Raw genomic sequence first — 17,611 nt, 5'->3', positions numbered from 1 at the left:
TTGACCTCTTCAATGAGGCCTTATCGATATGCCATTCGAAACCAAGGCCTCGTGCAGGCGCCTCGCAAAGGCGACGGCATGGGCGCCATCTCCGTGCAGGCAGATGCTCTGGGGATCCAGCGCCAAAAGGGTCCCATCCAGAGTCTCCACTTCCCCCCTGCTCACCAGACGCAGGGTCTGGCTCAGCGCCCTGGCCTCGTCCTCGATGACGGCGCCAGGCTGGTCCCGCGGCGCCAGGGAGCCGTCGGCCAGATAGGCGCGATCGGCAAAGACTTCTTCGATGGGGGTCAAGCCATGGCGCCGGGCGGCGGCGATCAGCTCGCTGCCCGCCAGCCCCATCAGCTTGAGGGAGGGATCCAGGCTGGCGATCGCGCTGGCGATGGCATCGGCCAGGGCCCCGTCCCGGGCGGCCTGGTTGTAAAGCGCGCCATGGGGTTTGACATGGGCCAGCCGGCCCCCGGCCGCCTTGGCCAGCGCGGCCAGGGCCCCCACCTGATAGAGCACGTCGGCATAGACCTTCGCCGGCTCTCGTACCATGGGCGCCCGTCCGAAGTGCTCCCGATCCGGGAAGCTGGGATGAGCGCCGATGGCCACCCCTCTGGCCAGGGCCAGCCGGACCGTCTCGCCCATCAGGGACGCATCCCCGGCGTGCCAGCCACAGGCGATGTTGGCCGAGCTGACAAACGCCAGCAGCGCGGCATCCGAATCACAGCCCTCGCCCACGTCGGCGTTGAGATCAATCTGTCTGTTCATAAGCCATCCATTCAAAACGATTGAGGTGCCGTTGCCATTCGTGCCGCGCCGCCAGGGCTTGCTCCCGCGTCACGGGGGAGAAGCGCAGCCGCGCTCCCGGCCGCAACTGGGCCAGCTTCCAAAGATCGGCCTCGATGACGCAGCCGATGCGCGGATAACCTCCCGTGGTCTGGGCATCGGCCAGCAGTACGATGGGCTGACCACCGGGGGGCACCTGGATGACGCCGGGCAGGACCCCGTGGGAGGCCAGCTCCGGTCCGCGACTGCGGACCAACGTTGGTCCATCTAGGCGGGCCCCCATCCGGTTGCTGGCGGGACTGAGCCGCCACTCCCCCTGCCAGAGCGCCGCCACGGCGGCGGGCTCGAACTCGTCAAATTCAGGGCCAGGCAAGACCCGCAGGCAGGCGTCGGACTCGCGTAGCCAAGCGCCCAGGGTGCCGTCATGAACCAGCGGCGCCCCCAGGGGCAGGCGATCCCCGGCTTGCAAGGCCCGGCCCCGATGACCGCCGAAGGCGGCCTGCAACTCGGTGGCGCGCGACCCCATCACCGGGGGGACCGCCACGCCGCCATCCAGGGCGAGGTAGGTGCGCATGCCATGGCGGGGGGCCGACAACCGCAAACGCTGGCCGCGGCGCATCCGCCAGCGCCAACCGTGCCAGACAGCCTCACCATCCAGGGTGGCGCCGCAGTCGGCACCGGTCAGCGCCAGCCAGCCATCGCGCAGGAGGCAGAACTCGGCCGCCCCCAGCACCAGCTCTATCCCCGCCGCCCCGGCGGGATTGCCCACCAGTCGGTTCGCCAGGATCAGCGCCTCCCTGTCAAGGGCGCCCCCCAGGGCGATACCGAGATGGCGCACACCGGGGCGGCCGAGATCCTGGACCGTGCTCTGGAGCCCGGGACGAATGACCGCTAGCATGGAGAGCCTCCCTGGGGAACGAAGCGCACCCTGTCCCCCGGTAGCAAATAGGAGGGCTCGTCACGAGCCGGGTCGAACAGCGCCAGATCCGTGCGGCCGATGAGCTGCCAGCCGCCGGGGCTGGCCGCCGGATAGATGCCGGTCTGGGTCCCACCTATGCCGACGCTGCCGGCGAGAACCTTCAGCCTGGGCTCACTGCGCCGTGGCACCGCCAGCCCCGCTGCCAGCCCGCCCAGATAGGCGAAACCGGGCTGAAAACCGAGGAAGTAGACCCGGTAATCGCCGCCGCTGTGGCGTGCCACCAGCTCGGCCGGCGTCAGGCCACAATGCCGGGCGGCCTCCTCCAGATCGGGCCCCCATTCGCCACCGTAATGCACCGGGATCTCCCGCTCCCGCGGGTGGTAGTCGAGCTCCTCGCCCTGGTGCCACAGCTCGGTCAGCCGCCGCTCGAGACGGGCAAGGCTAGTCACCTCGGGATCGAACACCAGAGTCAGGTTGTTCATCCCCGGCACTATCTCCGCCAACGGCTCGCCCTCTTCTCCCTCGCGCAGTCGATCCGCCAGCCACCAGACTCGTCGCTGACCGATCAGATCGGCCCCCAGATCCGTCTCCAGCACCAGGGCCCGCTCTCCCAGCGGGTAGAGGCGACACTCACTCGATCCCATACAGCCTCCGACAACGAAACATAGCATTAACATACAACAAACATATCAACAAAACATCGATAATTTATCTACAATAAGCCATCGTAGGGAACGCAAGCCGTGTCTCCGGCATCTCATCAGGAAAGGAGTCTCCATGACCAAGCCCCCCTCCATCGTCTCATCGGCCCACCTCGTATCGGCCCAGGCCCCCGCGCTCTCGGAGCTGGAGTTCGGCCTGACCGTGCTCAACAACTCGTTCCACCGCTGGGTCGTGCGCTGCATGGGGGCCGCCGGGGAGAAGGGGCTGACCGCGCTGGAGGTGCTGCTCATCCACCACATCAACCACCGGGATCGCCCCAAGCGGCTGGCCGATATCTGCTTCGTGCTCAACATCGAGGACACCCATGTCGCCACCTATGCCCTGAAGAAGCTGGTGACCCTGGGCTATGCGGCGCGCACCAAGGTGGGCAAGGAGGTGCATTTCAGCACCACGCCGGCCGGGGCCACCCTGTGCCGCCAATACAGCGAGATCCGCGAGCAGTGCCTGATCCAGGTGATAGTGGAGAGCGGGCTGGCCGGGGCGAACGCCTCGGCGGCGGAGATAGCACAGCAGTTGCGGCTGTTTGCCAGCCTCTATGATCAGGCGTCTCGCGCCGCCGCCTCTCTGTAGCTGCCGGGGCCCCAATAAAAAAAGAGCCGGCCCCTTGCGGGGCAGGCTCTTTCAAGGCCGTGGCAGGAATTACTTGCTGCCGGTACCCGAGTTGCGGGTCGAGGAGGTCGGCTTGCGACGGGCGGTGGTGCTGCGCGCGCGCGGCTCCATGCCCTGCATATCCTTGTGGCGCTTGACGGCGCGGCGGATCTGGGCAGCCTGCTTGTGGCGGGTGGTCTTGCCATCCTGCTGCAGATCGACCTTGGATTCGGTCTCGTAGTTCATGTGGACCAGACCGCGCAGGTAGTTCACCTCCGGCAGCTTGAGCTCTTTCCAGCCACCGCGGGGGATGCCGCGATCCAGGGTCACGTCGCCGTAACGGATCCGCATCAGGCGGCTCACCTGCACTTCCTGGGATTCCCACAGGCGGCGCACTTCACGGTTGCGACCCTCGGTCAGGGTGACGTTGAACCACTGGTTCAGGCCTTCACCGCCGGCCGGCTTGATCTTGTTGAACTTGGCAACGCCGTCTTCGAGCTGCACGCCCTTGCGCAGGCGTTGCAGCATGGCTTCGGTGATCTCGCCAAACACCCGCACCGCGTATTCCCGCTCCACTTCGTGGCTCGGGTGCATCAGGCGGTTGGCCAGCTCGCCGTCGGTGGTGAACAGCAGCAGGCCGGAGGTGTTGACGTCGAGACGACCGACCGCAATCCAGCGGGCACCGTCCATCTTGGGCAGACGATCAAACACGGTAGGACGACCTTCCGGATCGTGACGGGTACACATCTCCCCTTCGGGCTTGTGATACGCCAGCACGCGGCAGATCTGCTCTTCAGCCGCACGGGTCTTGATCTGGTGGCCATCCACCCGGATCACGGCGTTTGCTTCGACGCGATCCCCCAGCGTAGCGGCCTTGCCATCCACACTGACCCGACCTGCGGTGATCAGGGCCTCCATCTCACGACGGGAGCCTTGACCCGCGCGGGCCAACACTTTTTGCAGTTTTTCACTCATCGGGTTTACCTGATTGTTGATCGCTGCCCGCTCATGACGCGGGCAACTGTGACTCCTGTGGTGGCGCCTTGAAGGCGCCACCACCGCTTTGCTACTCAGGACGGTACAAACTGACCGTCACTGCCCTCGCCCAGGAAACCTGACAAGGGTTGCTGCAGTTCGGGATCCAGCTCGGGGAGCTGCTCCAGACTCTGCAGATTGAAATAATCCAGAAATTCCCGGGTGGTGGCGAGCAGCTCGGGGCGCCCCACCACCTCCTTGTGGCCTATGCTGCGCACCCAGCCACGCTCCTTGAGGGTATTGACGATCTGGCTCGATACCGCCACCCCGCGAATGGCTTCAATCTCGGCCCGGGTGATGGGCTGACGATAGGCGATGAGGCCCAGCGTCTCCATCACCGCCCGCGAATAACGCGGCGCCCGCTCGCTCCACAGCCGGGAGAGCTCTTCCGCATACTCCTGGCGGGCCTGGAAGCGCCAGCCGGAGGCGACCTCCTTGAGCTCCACCCCCCGCTCGCTGTACTCCTGCTTGAGCTCCGCCAGCAGCAGTTGGACATAGCGGCTGGTGACGGGGTAATCCGCCAGCACGCCGGCCTTGAGATCGCTCACCGTCAGCGGGCGACCCGCCACAAACAGGGCCGCCTCGATCAATGTCTTCAGCCGTTCAGTGGGCAGCGCCACGATACGCCTCCTCTTCCGGCTGGCTGGCCAAGGCAAAATGGATGGGCCCGAGGGGCTCTGCCTGCAGGATCCAGATAAGGGACTCCTTGCACAGCTCCAGCAGGGCCAGAAACGTCACAAGCACCCCCATGCGTCCCTCTTCTGCCTTGAGCACCTGATCCAGCCGCAGGGTCTGGCCCAAGGAGAGCAGCGCGAGGATCTCCGCCATGCGCACCCGGGTCGGGATCTGCTCACGGCGGATCTGGTGATGTTCGAAATGAGTCGCGCGTTTTACCACACTTTGCATGTAAAGGGCGAGCTCAACCAGCGAAACATCGGGAGTCAATGGCTTGAGATCGCCAAAATCCGGTGGCAAGGCACTGGCGACAAAGATCTCCCGCTCCAGCCGTGGCAGCGCGTTGAGCCGCTCGGCACCGGTCTTGTAGCGCTCGTATTCCTGCAAGCGGCGGATCAGGGTGACGCGGGGATCTTCCCCCTCCTCGTCATCGTCAAACTCCGGTGCCTTGGGCAGCAGCAGACGGGATTTGATCTCCGCGAGCCAGGCCGCCATCAGCAGGTATTCGGCCGCCAGCTCCAGATTGAGACCCTGCATCAGCTCCACGTACTCCATGTACTGGGCGGTGATCTGCAGGATCGGCAGGTTCAGGATATCCAGCTGCTGGCGACGGATGAGGTAGAGCAGCAGATCGAGCGGCCCCTCGAAAGTGTCGAGAAACACCTCCAGCGCATCCGGCGGAATAAACAAGTCCTGGGGCAGCTCATGATAGGGCTGCCCCAGGACCTTGGCGATGGGCAGGGGGAGGCTCGCCTCCCCCGCAATGCCCGCCACCGTCGCCTCGGCGGGCACCGCATCTACCGCCTTATTCAAACGGCGTGGGATCCCCTGCGCCGCGACGACGCAGCACCGGCTCGTCGTCGGAGAAGTCCACCACTGTGGTGGGCTGCTCGCCCAGATAGCCACCGTTGACCACCAGATCCAGCTGCTTGCCGAGCTTGTCGAAGATCTCTTCGGGGTCGAATTCCGCCATCTCGGAACCCGGCAGGATCAGGGTGGTGGAGAGCAGCGGCTCGCCGAGCTCCTCCAGCAATGCGAGGGCGATGTTGTTGGCCGGCACCCGGATGCCGATGGTCTTCTTCTTCTCGTTCATCAGCCGGCGCGGCACTTCCTTGGTCGCCTTGAAGATGAAGGTGTAGGCACCCGGGGTGTTGCTCTTGATCAGCCGAAACGCGCTGTTGTCCACCTTGGCATAGGTGGCGATCTCGGAGAGATCCCGGCACACCAGGGTGAAATCGTGGTTTGGCTCGATGCGGCGGATGCGGCAGATACGCTCCAGCGCATCCTTGTTGCCCATCTGGCAGCCCAGCGCATAGCCAGAGTCGGTGGGATAGACGATGACGCCGCCGTTTTTCAGGATCTGCACGGCCTGGCCGATGAGACGGATCTGGGGATTATCCGGATGTACGTAAAAATGCTGACTCATATGCTGCTCTCACAATAGGGGCAAGATGACTGCCCGCTTCATGGTCACGGACCCTGTGGCCCATGACACTACCTTAACCTGTTTGGTGCAGACTCGCTCGCACCAAAGGCCAACCCTCACGGCCGACGTCATCCTCAACGGGCGGCCAGCAGGCTGGCATGCTGCTCGGGGCTGAGGCCGAAGTGGCCTGGGTAGCCCAGCCAGAGCGGCATCCCCTCCTTGGGCAGCCAGAGGTGGCGGCCGAGCTCGGTCCAGCTGGAGGGAAAGTGAAAGTCCGATCCCACCGAGATGTAGAGATCGTGCTCCTTGGCCCACTGGCCGAGATTGGCACGCTCCTGAGGGCTCTGCTGGGGCAGGGAGACCTCCATGGCATCGCCACCGGCGGCCTTGAAGGCCACCAGCAACCGCTTGATCCACTTGGCGGTGAGGCCGTAGCGACTGGGGTGGGCCAGCACCGCCAACCCGCCTGCGCCGTGAATGGCCTCGATAGCTACCGACATCTCGAGCCACTCGGCGGGCACATAGCCCTTGTTGCCCCGACTCAGGTACTTCTTGAACACCTTTTGCATGTTGTCGGCCACCCCGCGCGCCACCAGCACCCGGGCAAAATGGGCGCGGGTCACGGCGGCATCACCGGCCAGTGCCTTGGCCTCTTCATAGGTGCCGGGCAGCTGGCACTTCTCCAGACGGCGCCCTATTTCCTCGGCCCGCGCCTCGCGGCGGGCCAATTGGGCGGCGAGGAAAGCGGTGAGCGCAGGATTTTGCTCATCCACCCCCAGCGCCACTATGTGGATCTCGTGATGCTCCCAACCGGTGGAGATCTCGACCCCGCTCACCAGTCGCAGCGGCAGTTGCTCGGCGTCGATCGTTGCACGGATCTCATCAAGCCCGGCGAGGGTGTCGTGGTCAGTGACCGCTAACACTTCGACCCCTTTCTCGGCGGCGCGACGCACCAGATCCCGGGGTGCCAGCACCCCGTCGGAGGCGGTGGTATGACAGTGAAGATCGAATCTCATCGGCTTATTTCGCTCTCATCAACAGGCCACTTTGGAAAAAAGAAGGCAAAAAAGCGACTTGACTTGGCCGCAGCTTTATCGTTTTCTGTAGACACTTCAACTGCAAACAGAACGTTACAGGATTCTATCATGCAAACGACAATCACCCTGAACCAGAACTGGTGGTGGCACATTCCCTGACATGCGGGCGTGTGGTCGTTGCTGTACCTGTAATCTGACAGCAAATTAAGAACACAGAGAAAAAGCCCGCTGACCCCAGCGGGCTTTTTTATTATCCGGCAAATGGACATCTGATGAAACCGAGAATTCAGACAAGCACCCAGACGTGGCGATGGCGAACTCGCTGAAGTGGTGAAAAACCTATCAAACTCCAAGAGATTCAACGTCATGAACATCGGTTACACAGAACACATGCAAGGGAACGCATTATGACAGCCAGCAAGACCCGGTTATCCCTGGGCGAATTCGACACCCTCAGGCTCAATGCCCCCTATGTCACGGACCCCCTGGCGCTCTACAGCCAGCTGTGCCAGGGCCGCCCCAACAACCTGCTGCTGGAATCGGTGGAGATCGACTCCAAGGCCGGCACCCAGAGCCTGCTGCTGGTGGATGCCTGCCTGCGCATCGAGTGCCGTGGCCGCACGGTGCGGGTACGCGCCCTCAACGACAACGGCGCCCGGCTGCAAACCCTGCTCGGTGAACAACTGCCGACCATCATCCGCCGCAATCGGGTGGCGGGGGAGCTGCACCTCGACTTCCCGGCCTCCGATCGGGAGCTGGATGAAGACAGCCGCCTCAAGGGCTGCAGCGTGCTGGATGTGCTGCGCACCCTGCAGCAACAGCTGCATTGCGCACAGGGTAAAGAAGCGCTGTTCATGGCGGGCAGTTTCGCCTATGACCTCATCGCCTCCTTCGAGGATCTGCCACAAGTGCCGGAAGGCAGCAACGACTGCCCCGACTACTGCTTCTATGTGGCCGAGACCCTGATCACCATCGATCACATCAAGCAGAGCACCCAGCTGCTGGCCTGCCTGTTTGGTGGCAGGGACGAGCAAGACGACAGCCAGCAGGATGAGTGCTACGCCCGCCTGCTGGCACGCCTCGAAACCTTCAAATTGGCTTGCCAGCAGCCGCCACCCAAGCCGCAGGCGACCCAGCCGCTGACCGGGGCGCTCAGCGTCGACAAGAGCGACAAGCAGTTCTGCGCCGAAGTCGAGAAGCTCAAGGGCTTCATCCGTCGGGGTGACATCTTCCAGGTGGTGCCGTCACGCAGCTTCTCCCTGCCCTGCCCCGAGCCCATCGCCGCCTACCGTCGCCTCAAGCAGACCAACCCCAGCCCCTACATGTTCTATGTGCAGGATGAAGGCTTCACCCTGTTTGGCGCCTCGCCGGAGAGCGCGGTCAAGTTCGAGCCGGGCAGTCGTCAGGTGGAGATGTACCCCATCGCCGGCACCCGTCGCCGTGGCCTCAACCCCGATGGCAGCATCAACCTGGATCTGGATGGTCGCATCGAGCTGGAGCTGCGCCAGGACGAGAAAGAGGTCGCCGAGCACCTGATGCTGGTGGATCTGGGCCGCAACGACATCGCCCGCATCTCCGAGCCCGGCACCCGCTACGTGAAGGATCTGCTGAAAGTGGATCGCTACAGCCACGTGATGCATCTGGTCTCCCGGGTGGTCGGTACCCTTCGTTCGGATCTGGATGCCCTGCACGCCTATCAGGCCTGCATGAACATGGGCACCCTCACCGGCGCCCCCAAGCTGCGGGCCAGCGAGCTCATCCGCATGGTGGAAGGTCAGCGTCGCGGCAGCTACGGCGGTGCCGTCGGCTACCTGAATGGCGTGGGGGAGATGGACACCTGCATCGTCATCCGCTCCGCCTTCGTCAAGGACGGGGTGGCCCATGTCCAGGCCGGTGCCGGCGTGGTCTATGACTCCAAGCCCCAGATGGAAGCGGACGAAACCCGCGCCAAGGCTGCCGCCGTGCTGGCCGCCATCGCCGCCAGCCATGGCACCTCCCTGCAGGCCCTGAGCCTGCAGGAACATCAGTCCGAGAAGCACAAGGAGGCGCGCCATGACTAACATCTTCCTGCTCGATAACGTCGACTCCTTCACCTGCTGCCAGGTTGCCGATCAGTTCCGCCCTTTGAAGGAGCAGCATCATGACTAACATCTTCCTGCTCGATAACTTCGATTCGTTCACCTACAACCTGGTTGATCAGTTCCGCACCCTCGGCTACCCGGTGCGCATCTACCGCAACAGCCTGCCGGCGAGCCGCATCATGGCCGAGATTGATGCCGCAGGCGGCGACGCCGTGCTGGTGCTCTCGCCGGGCCCGGGTGCCCCTCACGAGGCCGGTTGCCTCATCGATCTCATCAAGCTGGCCCGCGGCCGGGTGCCGATCCTCGGCATCTGTCTCGGTCATCAGGCGCTGTGCGAAGCCTATGGCGGCACCGTCGGCGCGGCCGGGGAAATCGTCCACGGCAAGCGCTCCCTGATCGAGCACAACGGCCACGGCGCCTTCGCCGGCCTGCCGAGCCCGCTGCCGGTGGCCCGCTACCACTCCCTGGTCGCCACCTATGTGCCGGAAGAGCTGCAGGTGATTGCCCACTATCAGGGCATGCCCATGGCCATCGAGCAGAGCGGCGATCGCGTGCTCGGCTTCCAGTTCCATCCAGAATCCATCATGACCAGCGAAGGGGCCCGCCTGCTCACCCAGGCCCTCGCCCATGTGACTCGTCCCGAAAGCAGTGTGCGGTAAGGAGACCCCCATGCATCAACATCTCAACACCCTCTATCAGGGGCAGTCTCTCTCCCGCGACGAAGCGCGCGATGCCTTCGGCCAGGTCGTGCGCGGCGAAGTGGATCCCATCGTGCTGGCGAGCCTGCTCACCGCCCTCAAGCTCAAGGGGGAAACCCCGGAGGAGATCGCCGGGGCCGCCGAGGCCCTGCTGGCCGAGGCCCGCCACTTCCCGCGCCCGGACTATGCGTTCTGCGACATCGTCGGCACCGGCGGGGATGGCCTCAACACCATCAACGTCTCCACCACCTCGGCCCTGGTGGCCGCCGCCTGCGGCCTCAAAGTCGCCAAGCACGGCAACCGCTCGGTCTCGAGCAAATCCGGCTCGAGCGACCTGCTCGACAAGATGGGGATCAAGCTCGACATGAGCCCCGAGCAGGCCCGCCGCTGCCTCGATGAACTCGGCATCTGCTTCCTGTTCGCCCCCCAGTATCACGCCGGGGTGCGCCACGCCATGCCGGTGCGCCAGGCGCTCAAGACCCGCACCTTATTTAACGTCTTGGGGCCGCTCATCAACCCGGCTCGCCCCAGCTACCAGCTGATGGGCGTTTATGCCCCCGAACTGGTGCGCCCCATCGCCGAAACCCTGCTGGCGCTGGGTCTGAAAACCGGTATGGTGGTACACGGCGCGGGGCTGGATGAGATCGCCATCCACGGCCCGACCCAGGTGGCCGAGATCCGGGACGGCGAAATTCGTGAGTACTTGCTCACTCCCGCCGATTTCGGGCTGGCCACCTACCCGGTCAGCGCCATTCAGGGCGGTGAGCCGGAAGAGAACCGCGCCATCACCGCCGCCATCCTGGCGGGGGAAGGCAGCCCGGCCCACAACGCCGCCATCGCCGCCAATGTGGCGCCGCTGCTGGTAATGGCGGGCAAGGCGCCGGACTTCAAGCAGGCCGCCGCCATGGTGCTGGCCAAGCTGGCCAGCGGTGAGACCACCGCGCTTGCCAAGGCACTCGCCACCCTGAGCCATCAGGAGGCATGATGTCAGCCACGACCACCGAAAGCCGCCCACAGGGCAGACCCCAGCTTCGCAAGGATAACGAGATGTCAGACCCGATTGCCCCACTCTCTGCCCATGACTTCTTGAACATGGCCTCCATCAACCAGACCATTCTCGGCAAGATAGTGGCCGCCAAGCAGGAGTGGGTGGCAGCCCGCAAGGAAGCCCAGCCGCTGGCAAGCTTCCAAGGGAGCCTGACCCAGAGCGATCGGGACTTCGAGGGGCAACTGAGGGCGGGCGGCACCCGCTTCATTCTCGAATGCAAGAAGGCCTCCCCCTCCAAGGGACTGATCCGAACCGACTTCAACCTGGAGGCCATCGCCGATGTCTATGGCAAGTACGCCACCGCCATCTCGGTGTTGACCGACGAGAAGTTCTTCCAGGGCGATTTCACGTTCTTGCCAAGGGTACGGGCCAGGGTCAGCCAGCCGGTGCTGTGCAAGGACTTCATGATTGACCCCTATCAGGTCTATCTGGCCCGCCACTATCAGGCGGATGCCATCTTGCTGATGCTCTCGGTGCTGACCGACGAGGGCTACCGTGCCCTGTTCAAGGTCGCCAAGGAGCTGGGCTTGGGGGTATTGACCGAGGTGAGTAACGAAGAGGAGCTGACCCGCGCCATCGCGCTCGGCGCCCCGGTGATCGGCATCAACAACCGTGATCTGCGCGACCTCAGCGTGGATCTGGCCCGCACCGGCCAACTCGCTGCCGACATTCCCGCCGATCGGGTGGTGATCAGCGAATCCGGCATTCGGGATCGCACTCAGGTCGCCACCCTGCGCCAGCACGCCAAGGGCTTCCTGGTGGGATCGTCGCTGATGGAGGAAGACGATCTCGAAGCCGCGGTGCGCAAGCTCACTCTGGGCCAGAACAAGGTGTGCGGCCTGACCCGCCCCGAGGATGCCGCCGCCGCCCACAGCGCCGGCGCCGTGTTCGGTGGCCTCATCTTCGTCGCCAAGAGCCCGCGCTACGTGGATATCCCCAGTGCTCGCGCCGTGATGACGGGGGCGCCGCTCAACTATGTGGGGGTGTTCCGTAACGCCCAGACCGCCACCATTGCCAAGACGGTGGAGGCGCTGAACCTCGCCGCGGTGCAACTGCACGGGGACGAAGACGCAGCCTACATCGAGAGCCTGCGCCCCCTGCTCCCCCCAAGCTGCCAGATCTGGAAGGCCGTCGGCATTACTCTCGACAAGACAAGTGGCGAGCCGCTGCCCAGCCTCGACTACCCGGCGGATCGCCTGCTGCTGGATACGAAAGTCGGCAACCAGAGCGGCGGCACCGGTCAGGCGTTCGACTGGGGCATGCTCGCGGCCCTCGATAAATCCCGCCTGATGCTGGCGGGGGGCCTCAACCCGGATAACGCCCTGCAAGCGGCCCAGATCGGCTGTTTGGGCCTCGATTTCAACTCCGGGGTGGAGAGTGCGCCGGGAGTGAAGGATCCCCAGAAGCTCGCCGCGGCCTTTGGCGCCCTGCGCCAACTGTAAGCGCGCCGGTGACTCATTCAAAAAATTCATGAACTGCGTTTACCTATAAGCACAAGGAATAATATATGACTCTGCTCAACCCGTTCTTCGGTGAATTTGGTGGCATGTATGTGCCCCAGATCCTCGTCCCCGCCCTGCTCCAGCTGGAGAAAGCCTTCGTCGATGCCAAGGAGGATCCTGCCTTCGTCGCCGAATTTCAGGAGCTGCTGACCGAGTACGCCGGTCGCCCGACCCCGCTCACCCTGACCCGCAATCTGACCAAGGGCACCAAGACTCGCCTCTATCTGAAGCGGGAAGACCTGCTGCACGGCGGTGCCCACAAGACCAACCAGGTGCTGGGCCAGGCCCTGCTCGCCAAGCGCATGGGCAAGACCGAGATCATCGCCGAAACCGGCGCCGGTCAGCACGGGGTCGCCACCGCCCTGGCCTGCGCCCTGCTCGGCCTCAAGTGCCGGGTCTACATGGGCGCCAAGGATTGCGAGCGCCAGAAACCCAACGTGTTTCGCATGAAGTTGATGGGCGCCACCGTGATACCGGTGCATTCCGGCTCCAGCACCCTGAAAGATGCCTGCAACGAGGCGCTGCGGGATTGGGCCGCGAATTATGACAGCGCCCATTACCTGCTCGGCACCGCGGCCGGCCCGCACCCCTTCCCCACTATCGTGCGGGAATTCCAGAAGATGATCGGCGAGGAGGCCAAGGCCCAGTGCTTCGAAAAAGAAGAGCGACTGCCCGATGCGGTGATCGCCTGCGTCGGCGGCGGGTCGAATGCCATCGGCATGTTCGCCGATTTTATCGATGAGCCTTCCGTGCGCCTGATCGGCGTCGAGCCGGGTGGTCATGGCATCGAGAGTGGCGAGCACGGCGCACCGCTCGGTCACGGCAGCAAGGGAGTCTTCTTTGGCATGCACTCCTACCTGATGCAAGACGAGCAGGGCCAAATTCAGGAGTCCTACTCCGTCTCGGCGGGGCTCGACTTCCCCTCCGTCGGCCCGCAGCACGCCCATCTGGCCGCCATCGGCCGGGCAGACTATGTCTCTATCACCGACAAAGAAGCGCTGGATGCGTTCCAGGAACTGGCCCAATCGGAGGGGATCATACCGGCGCTGGAGTCCTCCCACGCCCTGGCCCATGCCCTCAAGATGGCCCGCAGCGAGCCTGAGAAAGAGCAGGTGCTGATCGTCAACCTCTCCGGCCGTGGCGACAAAGACATCTTCACCGTCGCCGACATCTTCGAAAAAGAAGGAACCCTGTCATGAATCGCTACGCACAACTCTTCTCCCGCCTGGATGCCGCCAATCAGGGCGCCTTCGTGCCGTTCGTGATGCTGGGTGACCCCACTCCCGAGCTGTCACTCGCCATCATAGATGCGCTGATCGAAGGGGGCGCCGATGCCCTCGAGCTCGGCATTCCCTTCTCGGATCCGGTGGCGGACGGCCCCACCATTCAGGGAGCGGCCCTGCGCGCGTTTGCGAGCCACACCACTCCGGATGCCTGCTTCGGACTGCTCGCCCGGATCCGCGCCAAGTACCCGCAGATCCCCATTGGCCTGCTGGTCTACGCGAACCTGGTCTATGTGCGTCACATCGACGGCTTCTATGAGAAGTGCCAGCAGGCGGGTGTGGACTCCGTATTGGTGGCAGATGTGCCGGTGCAGATGTGCGAGCCCTACAAGGCGGCGGCCGACAAGTTTGGCATCGACAGCATCTTTATCGCCCCGCCCAACGGCGATGCCGAGACCCTCAAGGCCGTTGCCGAGCTCGGCTCTGGTTACACCTATCTGGTCAGCCGCGCCGGCGTCACCGGCGCCGAGACCAAGGCCGGCATGCCGGTGGAGGGCCTCATCAACTCCTTGCGCGAGTTCAAGGCGCCCCCTGCCCTGCTCGGCTTTGGTATCAGCGAACCGGCCCAGGTACGCGAGGCGATCAAGGCCGGCGCCGCCGGTGCCATCTCCGGCTCTGCCGTGGTGAAGATCATCGAGACCCACCACCAGAACCCGGAACATATGCTGACTCGTCTGAAAGAGTTTGTGGAAGGGATGAAGGCCGCGACCAATCGATAAGGGGCGGCATTAGCCAAATGCCATTGACCGTGTCTGAAGAAAGGGAGCCTGATAGGCTCCCTTTCTATTTCCTGCTTGTTGCCGCTCCCAGCGTCTTTGTCCCCTCTCCCCTTGGGAGAGGGTGAGGGGAATTCCCCCCCCCCATTAACCCAACAGCTCACTTAATCAACAACTTTCACTAATTGGTTGAACCAGCTCAGATTTCTATCAACTCCCTCTTTCCATGTCTCAATCCGGCCTCTTATGATAGCCACATGACAATCCATCTCTCGGGAGGGCCCCATGAGAGCGATTGCTGACACAACTCAGGTGAAAAGCAGCGGACTGGGAGCTGTAACTCAGGGGCGGTAGCCTTGTCGGCGCTTGCTACAGCCAACCATTTAACTGTTTGGCAATGTGCGGCGTTAAAAGAGGCAATTAAGCAACAATGCTCAGCTCCAGAGTTCAGCTGGTAGTGTAATTTTTTAAAATGAATTTGTCATAGCGATTCTCAAGATGGTATGCAGTTATATAGCAAGCTCAATTATCGGACTAACACCACTTTCCATCTAATATTTTTTAAGTGCCTTAGTATGACAATCAAGATTTAAGTGTATGCACGTCATGGTTTGTTAGTATAAAATCACAATAATTTTAATTAATAGGAATAATAATGGCTGACTGGACAGACCTACTACCAACTGTGGTAAAAGCACCGATAACAATTTATCAAAATAAGAGTCACCTCCATCAATGGTGGAAAAAGCTGTTAGTCTATGCAGGTCGTGGGGATACAAACGTTGTTGTAACTGGTGCTGCAGGATCCGGTAAGTCGGTATTAACCCTATGTCATCATGGTGAAGTAAAAGATCGTGAATGGAAGGATCCGGGTACTTCCACTACGGTCGAGAAGAAAGCGATTTCAGTCGGTGAATGGACAAAAATTTTTACAGTTGTTCCGGGACAAGAAATACTAGCTAGAGAGGCTGCGTTAGATGAAGCCTTTAACAAACATAAAAGCCTTGAAGGTGTGCTTCATGTTGTAGATTTTGGCTACACTTCAGTTCGTTCTAGTGTTTCTGAACAAAAGCTAAGAGATAAAGGTTATGAAACTCTTGACTCTATTCGAGCATATAACCTTGAGCGTGAATTAGAAGAATTTAAGAAAGTTGCAAATTTAATTGCAACAGCATGTGCTGCAGGACGAGGACCTAAGTGGTTAACCATAGCAGTTAGCAAGGCAGATTTGTACTTCGATAAATTAGAGCAAGCTAAAATGTATTACTATCCAGAAGGTAATAGCCAGTTTGTAGAGGAGCTGAATAGACTATTAAAGCGAGTTGGCTCCAATAATCTCAAATGCCGTGTTGTACCTGTTTGTCCTAAACCCAAACCGTATGTTTGGGGGGATACTAAAATCTCTCCTCAACTAGTGACCTTTGATGAGCCAGCTAATTATATGCAAAACTTTATTGGTATCTTAGCAGAGGTTTCCAATGAGTGATGAATACTTCGAAAAAACAAACACTACTTTAAGTGAGTTGGAAAAAGTAATTTCACTCGCTGAAGATGTATCTAATAATTTGAAAAAATTAGAAGAGCTGTTTATATCAAATAAGCAGAAACAGTACATTTTTTTTGGCTGCATTTATGTTTTTGTAACATTTTCAGTGTTGATTATTTTACCAACTATGACACCAGATATAAGTTCATTCTATCGAATGCTATTCTCTATCTCAACATTGATCATGTGTTTCCCATTTTTCATTGTTCTTTTTAATATTCGCAGGCGAGCTAAAAAATTAGCTGAAGAATTAAAAATTGAATCATCTGTACTAGCTGAGTTACTAGACTTAATTCATGAACTAGAAAACTACAGTCGTTTCGTGGAATCGTTAGATCCAGTAACAGTCGCTACTTATCGGATGAGATTAAAACGCCTACGCTTTTCGATTAAATAGGTACGTTAACAACGTTGGGACACCCACCTTTCTGAGCCTGGCGTATCATAGCCAACATTCGACAAGATGGGTGTCCCAGCTCTGCTGATGACTGGGCTTTTTAAATAATTACAAACCTCCAGTCATAAGGTGGCTAACAAACGTATCAAGGCGCTCACTGGGGCACCAAAACTACGCGGTGATTTAGTTTGGTGCTTCGCTAAAGCTTAACTAAATCATAGTTACGTTTCGGCGCCCCTTATGCTGGCGTTAAGTTTATAGGGAATTCATGAAACTATATCACTATACCGATCAGAATGGTTTTATTGGCATTTTTGATTCAAGAACTTTATGGGCTACCAAAATTCAGTATCTGAATGATCACAATGAATATTACTTGGCAGCCAAAATAGCATCAAAAATAGCATCAAAAATATTAAAAGAAAGAATTGAAAAAGAAACGAATTTCGATATTCGTTTCACATATGAGACATTTTTGAATATAATACAGTTGATGTCTCATATTAATGTATGCGTCTGTTCCTTAAGTGAACAAGGTGATTTGTTAAGTCAGTGGCGTGGCTATTCAAACAAGATGGGGGGCTATTCCATAGGATTTGATTTCGATAGTATTGAGTCTATTGCAAAGCGAAATAGTTTTGAACTAGTAAAGTGTATTTATGATGAAGAACAGCAAGTAAATAAAGTAGAGTCGGTCATCAATGAATCTATTGGCATGGTTGGTCAATATTCACAGTATGGTATTAATAGGAAGAGTATTGACTATTTCGAGGAAACATTATTAAAGCTAGCGCCAGTGTTAAAGGATAGTCATTTCTCTGAAGAAGCCGAGTGGCGATTAGTAGGAATAGCAAACACCATGTCATTAAGCTTTCGCGCAGGAAATTCGATGTTACTTCCCTTTAAAAAAATATCATTGGGCAGTAAGGTAGAGTTGAAAGAAATGGTTCAAGAAATAATCATTGGTCACACTCCTCATATTGATTTAGCTAAACAAGCAACACAATCTTTTCTAGTTAAATCGCTGCTTTCTCAAGATGACTTTCCTTTAAGGATATTTCCGTTTAATGTTCTAGAAAGTAAGGTGCCATATCGAAGTTGGTAAACTCAACAAAGTATTTAAGAGTTATTCCCAATAAAATTGGGACATCTACCTTTCTGAGCAA

Annotated in this window: 18 protein-coding genes; 10 read left to right on the top strand and 8 right to left on the bottom strand. The window is 59.7% G+C overall.

The window, feature by feature from the left end; all coding sequences use genetic code 11:
- Positions 1 to 9: 9 nt before the first annotated feature.
- From pxpA to pxpB, 3 genes are read right to left on the bottom strand one after another with little or no spacing between them, the layout of a single operon-like run.
- Positions 10 to 753, bottom strand: coding sequence for a 5-oxoprolinase subunit PxpA (pxpA, locus tag ACZ9IL_RS02920; RefSeq protein WP_476002154.1), 744 nt, complete (start codon positions 751 to 753; stop codon positions 10 to 12).
- Complete coding sequence (locus tag ACZ9IL_RS02915; protein WP_476002153.1) at positions 737 to 1,669, bottom strand: 5-oxoprolinase subunit C family protein; 933 nt, start codon at positions 1,667 to 1,669, stop codon at positions 737 to 739. The genes pxpA and ACZ9IL_RS02915 overlap by 17 nt, the downstream gene beginning before the upstream one ends.
- Positions 1,663 to 2,334, bottom strand: coding sequence for a 5-oxoprolinase subunit PxpB (gene pxpB, locus ACZ9IL_RS02910; RefSeq protein ID WP_476002152.1), 672 nt, complete (start codon positions 2,332 to 2,334; stop codon positions 1,663 to 1,665). Before pxpB ends, ACZ9IL_RS02915 begins: the two co-directional genes overlap by 7 nt.
- 133 nt (positions 2,335 to 2,467) lie before the next feature.
- Here pxpB and ACZ9IL_RS02905 point away from each other — a divergent pair, with 133 nt between their 5' ends.
- Complete coding sequence (locus ACZ9IL_RS02905; protein ID WP_427256579.1) at positions 2,468 to 2,983, top strand: winged helix DNA-binding protein; 516 nt, start codon at positions 2,468 to 2,470, stop codon at positions 2,981 to 2,983.
- Between the two features lie 69 nt (positions 2,984 to 3,052).
- Here the strand turns inward: ACZ9IL_RS02905 and rluB are convergent, their stop codons facing one another.
- The 5 genes from rluB to rnm all read right to left on the bottom strand — a co-directional run bounded on the left by rluB (position 3,053) and on the right by rnm (position 7,153).
- On the bottom strand, positions 3,053 to 3,976 hold the full coding sequence (gene rluB / locus ACZ9IL_RS02900) for a 23S rRNA pseudouridine(2605) synthase RluB (protein ID WP_476002151.1): 924 nt from the start codon (positions 3,974 to 3,976) through the stop codon (positions 3,053 to 3,055).
- A 95-nt stretch (positions 3,977 to 4,071) separates the two neighbouring features.
- Positions 4,072 to 4,656 (bottom strand): SMC-Scp complex subunit ScpB, encoded by a 585-nt coding sequence (gene scpB, locus ACZ9IL_RS02895; RefSeq protein ID WP_476002150.1) that lies wholly within the window; start codon positions 4,654 to 4,656, stop codon positions 4,072 to 4,074.
- Positions 4,640 to 5,524: a segregation and condensation protein A gene (locus ACZ9IL_RS02890; RefSeq protein ID WP_476002148.1), complete on the bottom strand. Its 885-nt coding sequence runs from the start codon at positions 5,522 to 5,524 to the stop codon at positions 4,640 to 4,642. The genes scpB and ACZ9IL_RS02890 overlap by 17 nt, the downstream gene beginning before the upstream one ends.
- Positions 5,517 to 6,137, bottom strand: a complete 621-nt coding sequence (locus ACZ9IL_RS02885) for an L-threonylcarbamoyladenylate synthase (RefSeq protein ID WP_476002147.1) — start codon at positions 6,135 to 6,137, stop codon at positions 5,517 to 5,519. Before ACZ9IL_RS02885 ends, ACZ9IL_RS02890 begins: the two co-directional genes overlap by 8 nt.
- A gap of 134 nt (positions 6,138 to 6,271) precedes the next feature.
- Entirely contained in the window at positions 6,272 to 7,153 is an 882-nt protein-coding gene (rnm, locus tag ACZ9IL_RS02880) for an RNase RNM (RefSeq protein ID WP_476002146.1), read from the bottom strand.
- A gap of 428 nt (positions 7,154 to 7,581) precedes the next feature.
- On the opposite strand from rnm, the gene ACZ9IL_RS02875 reads away from it, so the two are divergent.
- The 9 genes from ACZ9IL_RS02875 (at position 7,582) to ACZ9IL_RS02835 (ending at position 17,550) form a co-directional block, all read left to right on the top strand.
- Complete coding sequence (locus ACZ9IL_RS02875) at positions 7,582 to 9,234, top strand: anthranilate synthase component 1 (protein WP_476002145.1); 1,653 nt, start codon at positions 7,582 to 7,584, stop codon at positions 9,232 to 9,234.
- Positions 9,235 to 9,314: 80 nt separating this feature from the next.
- Positions 9,315 to 9,914, top strand: a complete 600-nt coding sequence (locus ACZ9IL_RS02870) for an aminodeoxychorismate/anthranilate synthase component II (RefSeq protein WP_476002144.1) — start codon at positions 9,315 to 9,317, stop codon at positions 9,912 to 9,914.
- Between the two features lie 10 nt (positions 9,915 to 9,924).
- Positions 9,925 to 10,938 (top strand): anthranilate phosphoribosyltransferase, encoded by a 1,014-nt coding sequence (trpD, locus tag ACZ9IL_RS02865; RefSeq protein ID WP_476002143.1) that lies wholly within the window; start codon positions 9,925 to 9,927, stop codon positions 10,936 to 10,938.
- Positions 10,938 to 12,443: a bifunctional indole-3-glycerol-phosphate synthase TrpC/phosphoribosylanthranilate isomerase TrpF gene (trpCF, locus tag ACZ9IL_RS02860; RefSeq protein ID WP_476002142.1), complete on the top strand. Its 1,506-nt coding sequence runs from the start codon at positions 10,938 to 10,940 to the stop codon at positions 12,441 to 12,443. Before trpD ends, trpCF begins: the two co-directional genes overlap by 1 nt.
- Positions 12,444 to 12,508: 65 nt before the next feature.
- Positions 12,509 to 13,702 (top strand): tryptophan synthase subunit beta, encoded by a 1,194-nt coding sequence (trpB, locus tag ACZ9IL_RS02855; protein ID WP_476002141.1) that lies wholly within the window; start codon positions 12,509 to 12,511, stop codon positions 13,700 to 13,702.
- Complete coding sequence (trpA, locus tag ACZ9IL_RS02850; protein ID WP_476002140.1) at positions 13,699 to 14,505, top strand: tryptophan synthase subunit alpha; 807 nt, start codon at positions 13,699 to 13,701, stop codon at positions 14,503 to 14,505. Before trpB ends, trpA begins: the two co-directional genes overlap by 4 nt.
- A 652-nt stretch (positions 14,506 to 15,157) precedes the next feature.
- Complete coding sequence (locus tag ACZ9IL_RS02845) at positions 15,158 to 15,988, top strand: hypothetical protein (protein ID WP_476002139.1); 831 nt, start codon at positions 15,158 to 15,160, stop codon at positions 15,986 to 15,988.
- Complete coding sequence (locus tag ACZ9IL_RS02840) at positions 15,981 to 16,445, top strand: hypothetical protein (protein WP_476002138.1); 465 nt, start codon at positions 15,981 to 15,983, stop codon at positions 16,443 to 16,445. Before ACZ9IL_RS02845 ends, ACZ9IL_RS02840 begins: the two co-directional genes overlap by 8 nt.
- Before the next feature lie 268 nt (positions 16,446 to 16,713).
- Entirely contained in the window at positions 16,714 to 17,550 is an 837-nt protein-coding gene (locus ACZ9IL_RS02835) for a DUF2971 domain-containing protein (RefSeq protein ID WP_476002137.1), read from the top strand.
- Positions 17,551 to 17,611 lie beyond the last annotated feature (61 nt).

The organism is Aeromonas sp. TECH754, assembly GCF_056279295.1.
This window is presented reverse-complemented; position numbering and strand designations above follow the sequence as displayed.

Coding starts and splice junctions, on each gene's coding strand:
- pxpA (WP_476002154.1), bottom strand. CDS start 753: ATGAACAGACAGATTGATCTCAACGCCGACGTGGGCGAGGGCTGTGAT.
- ACZ9IL_RS02915 (WP_476002153.1), bottom strand. CDS start 1,669: ATGCTAGCGGTCATTCGTCCCGGGCTCCAGAGCACGGTCCAGGATCTC.
- pxpB (WP_476002152.1), bottom strand. CDS start 2,334: ATGGGATCGAGTGAGTGTCGCCTCTACCCGCTGGGAGAGCGGGCCCTG.
- ACZ9IL_RS02905 (WP_427256579.1), top strand. CDS start 2,468: ATGACCAAGCCCCCCTCCATCGTCTCATCGGCCCACCTCGTATCGGCC.
- rluB (WP_476002151.1), bottom strand. CDS start 3,976: ATGAGTGAAAAACTGCAAAAAGTGTTGGCCCGCGCGGGTCAAGGCTCC.
- ACZ9IL_RS02885 (WP_476002147.1), bottom strand. CDS start 6,137: ATGAGTCAGCATTTTTACGTACATCCGGATAATCCCCAGATCCGTCTC.
- rnm (WP_476002146.1), bottom strand. CDS start 7,153: ATGAGATTCGATCTTCACTGTCATACCACCGCCTCCGACGGGGTGCTG.
- ACZ9IL_RS02875 (WP_476002145.1), top strand. CDS start 7,582: ATGACAGCCAGCAAGACCCGGTTATCCCTGGGCGAATTCGACACCCTC.
- ACZ9IL_RS02870 (WP_476002144.1), top strand. CDS start 9,315: ATGACTAACATCTTCCTGCTCGATAACTTCGATTCGTTCACCTACAAC.
- trpD (WP_476002143.1), top strand. CDS start 9,925: ATGCATCAACATCTCAACACCCTCTATCAGGGGCAGTCTCTCTCCCGC.
- trpCF (WP_476002142.1), top strand. CDS start 10,938: ATGTCAGCCACGACCACCGAAAGCCGCCCACAGGGCAGACCCCAGCTT.
- trpB (WP_476002141.1), top strand. CDS start 12,509: ATGACTCTGCTCAACCCGTTCTTCGGTGAATTTGGTGGCATGTATGTG.
- trpA (WP_476002140.1), top strand. CDS start 13,699: ATGAATCGCTACGCACAACTCTTCTCCCGCCTGGATGCCGCCAATCAG.
- ACZ9IL_RS02845 (WP_476002139.1), top strand. CDS start 15,158: ATGGCTGACTGGACAGACCTACTACCAACTGTGGTAAAAGCACCGATA.
- ACZ9IL_RS02840 (WP_476002138.1), top strand. CDS start 15,981: ATGAGTGATGAATACTTCGAAAAAACAAACACTACTTTAAGTGAGTTG.
- ACZ9IL_RS02835 (WP_476002137.1), top strand. CDS start 16,714: ATGAAACTATATCACTATACCGATCAGAATGGTTTTATTGGCATTTTT.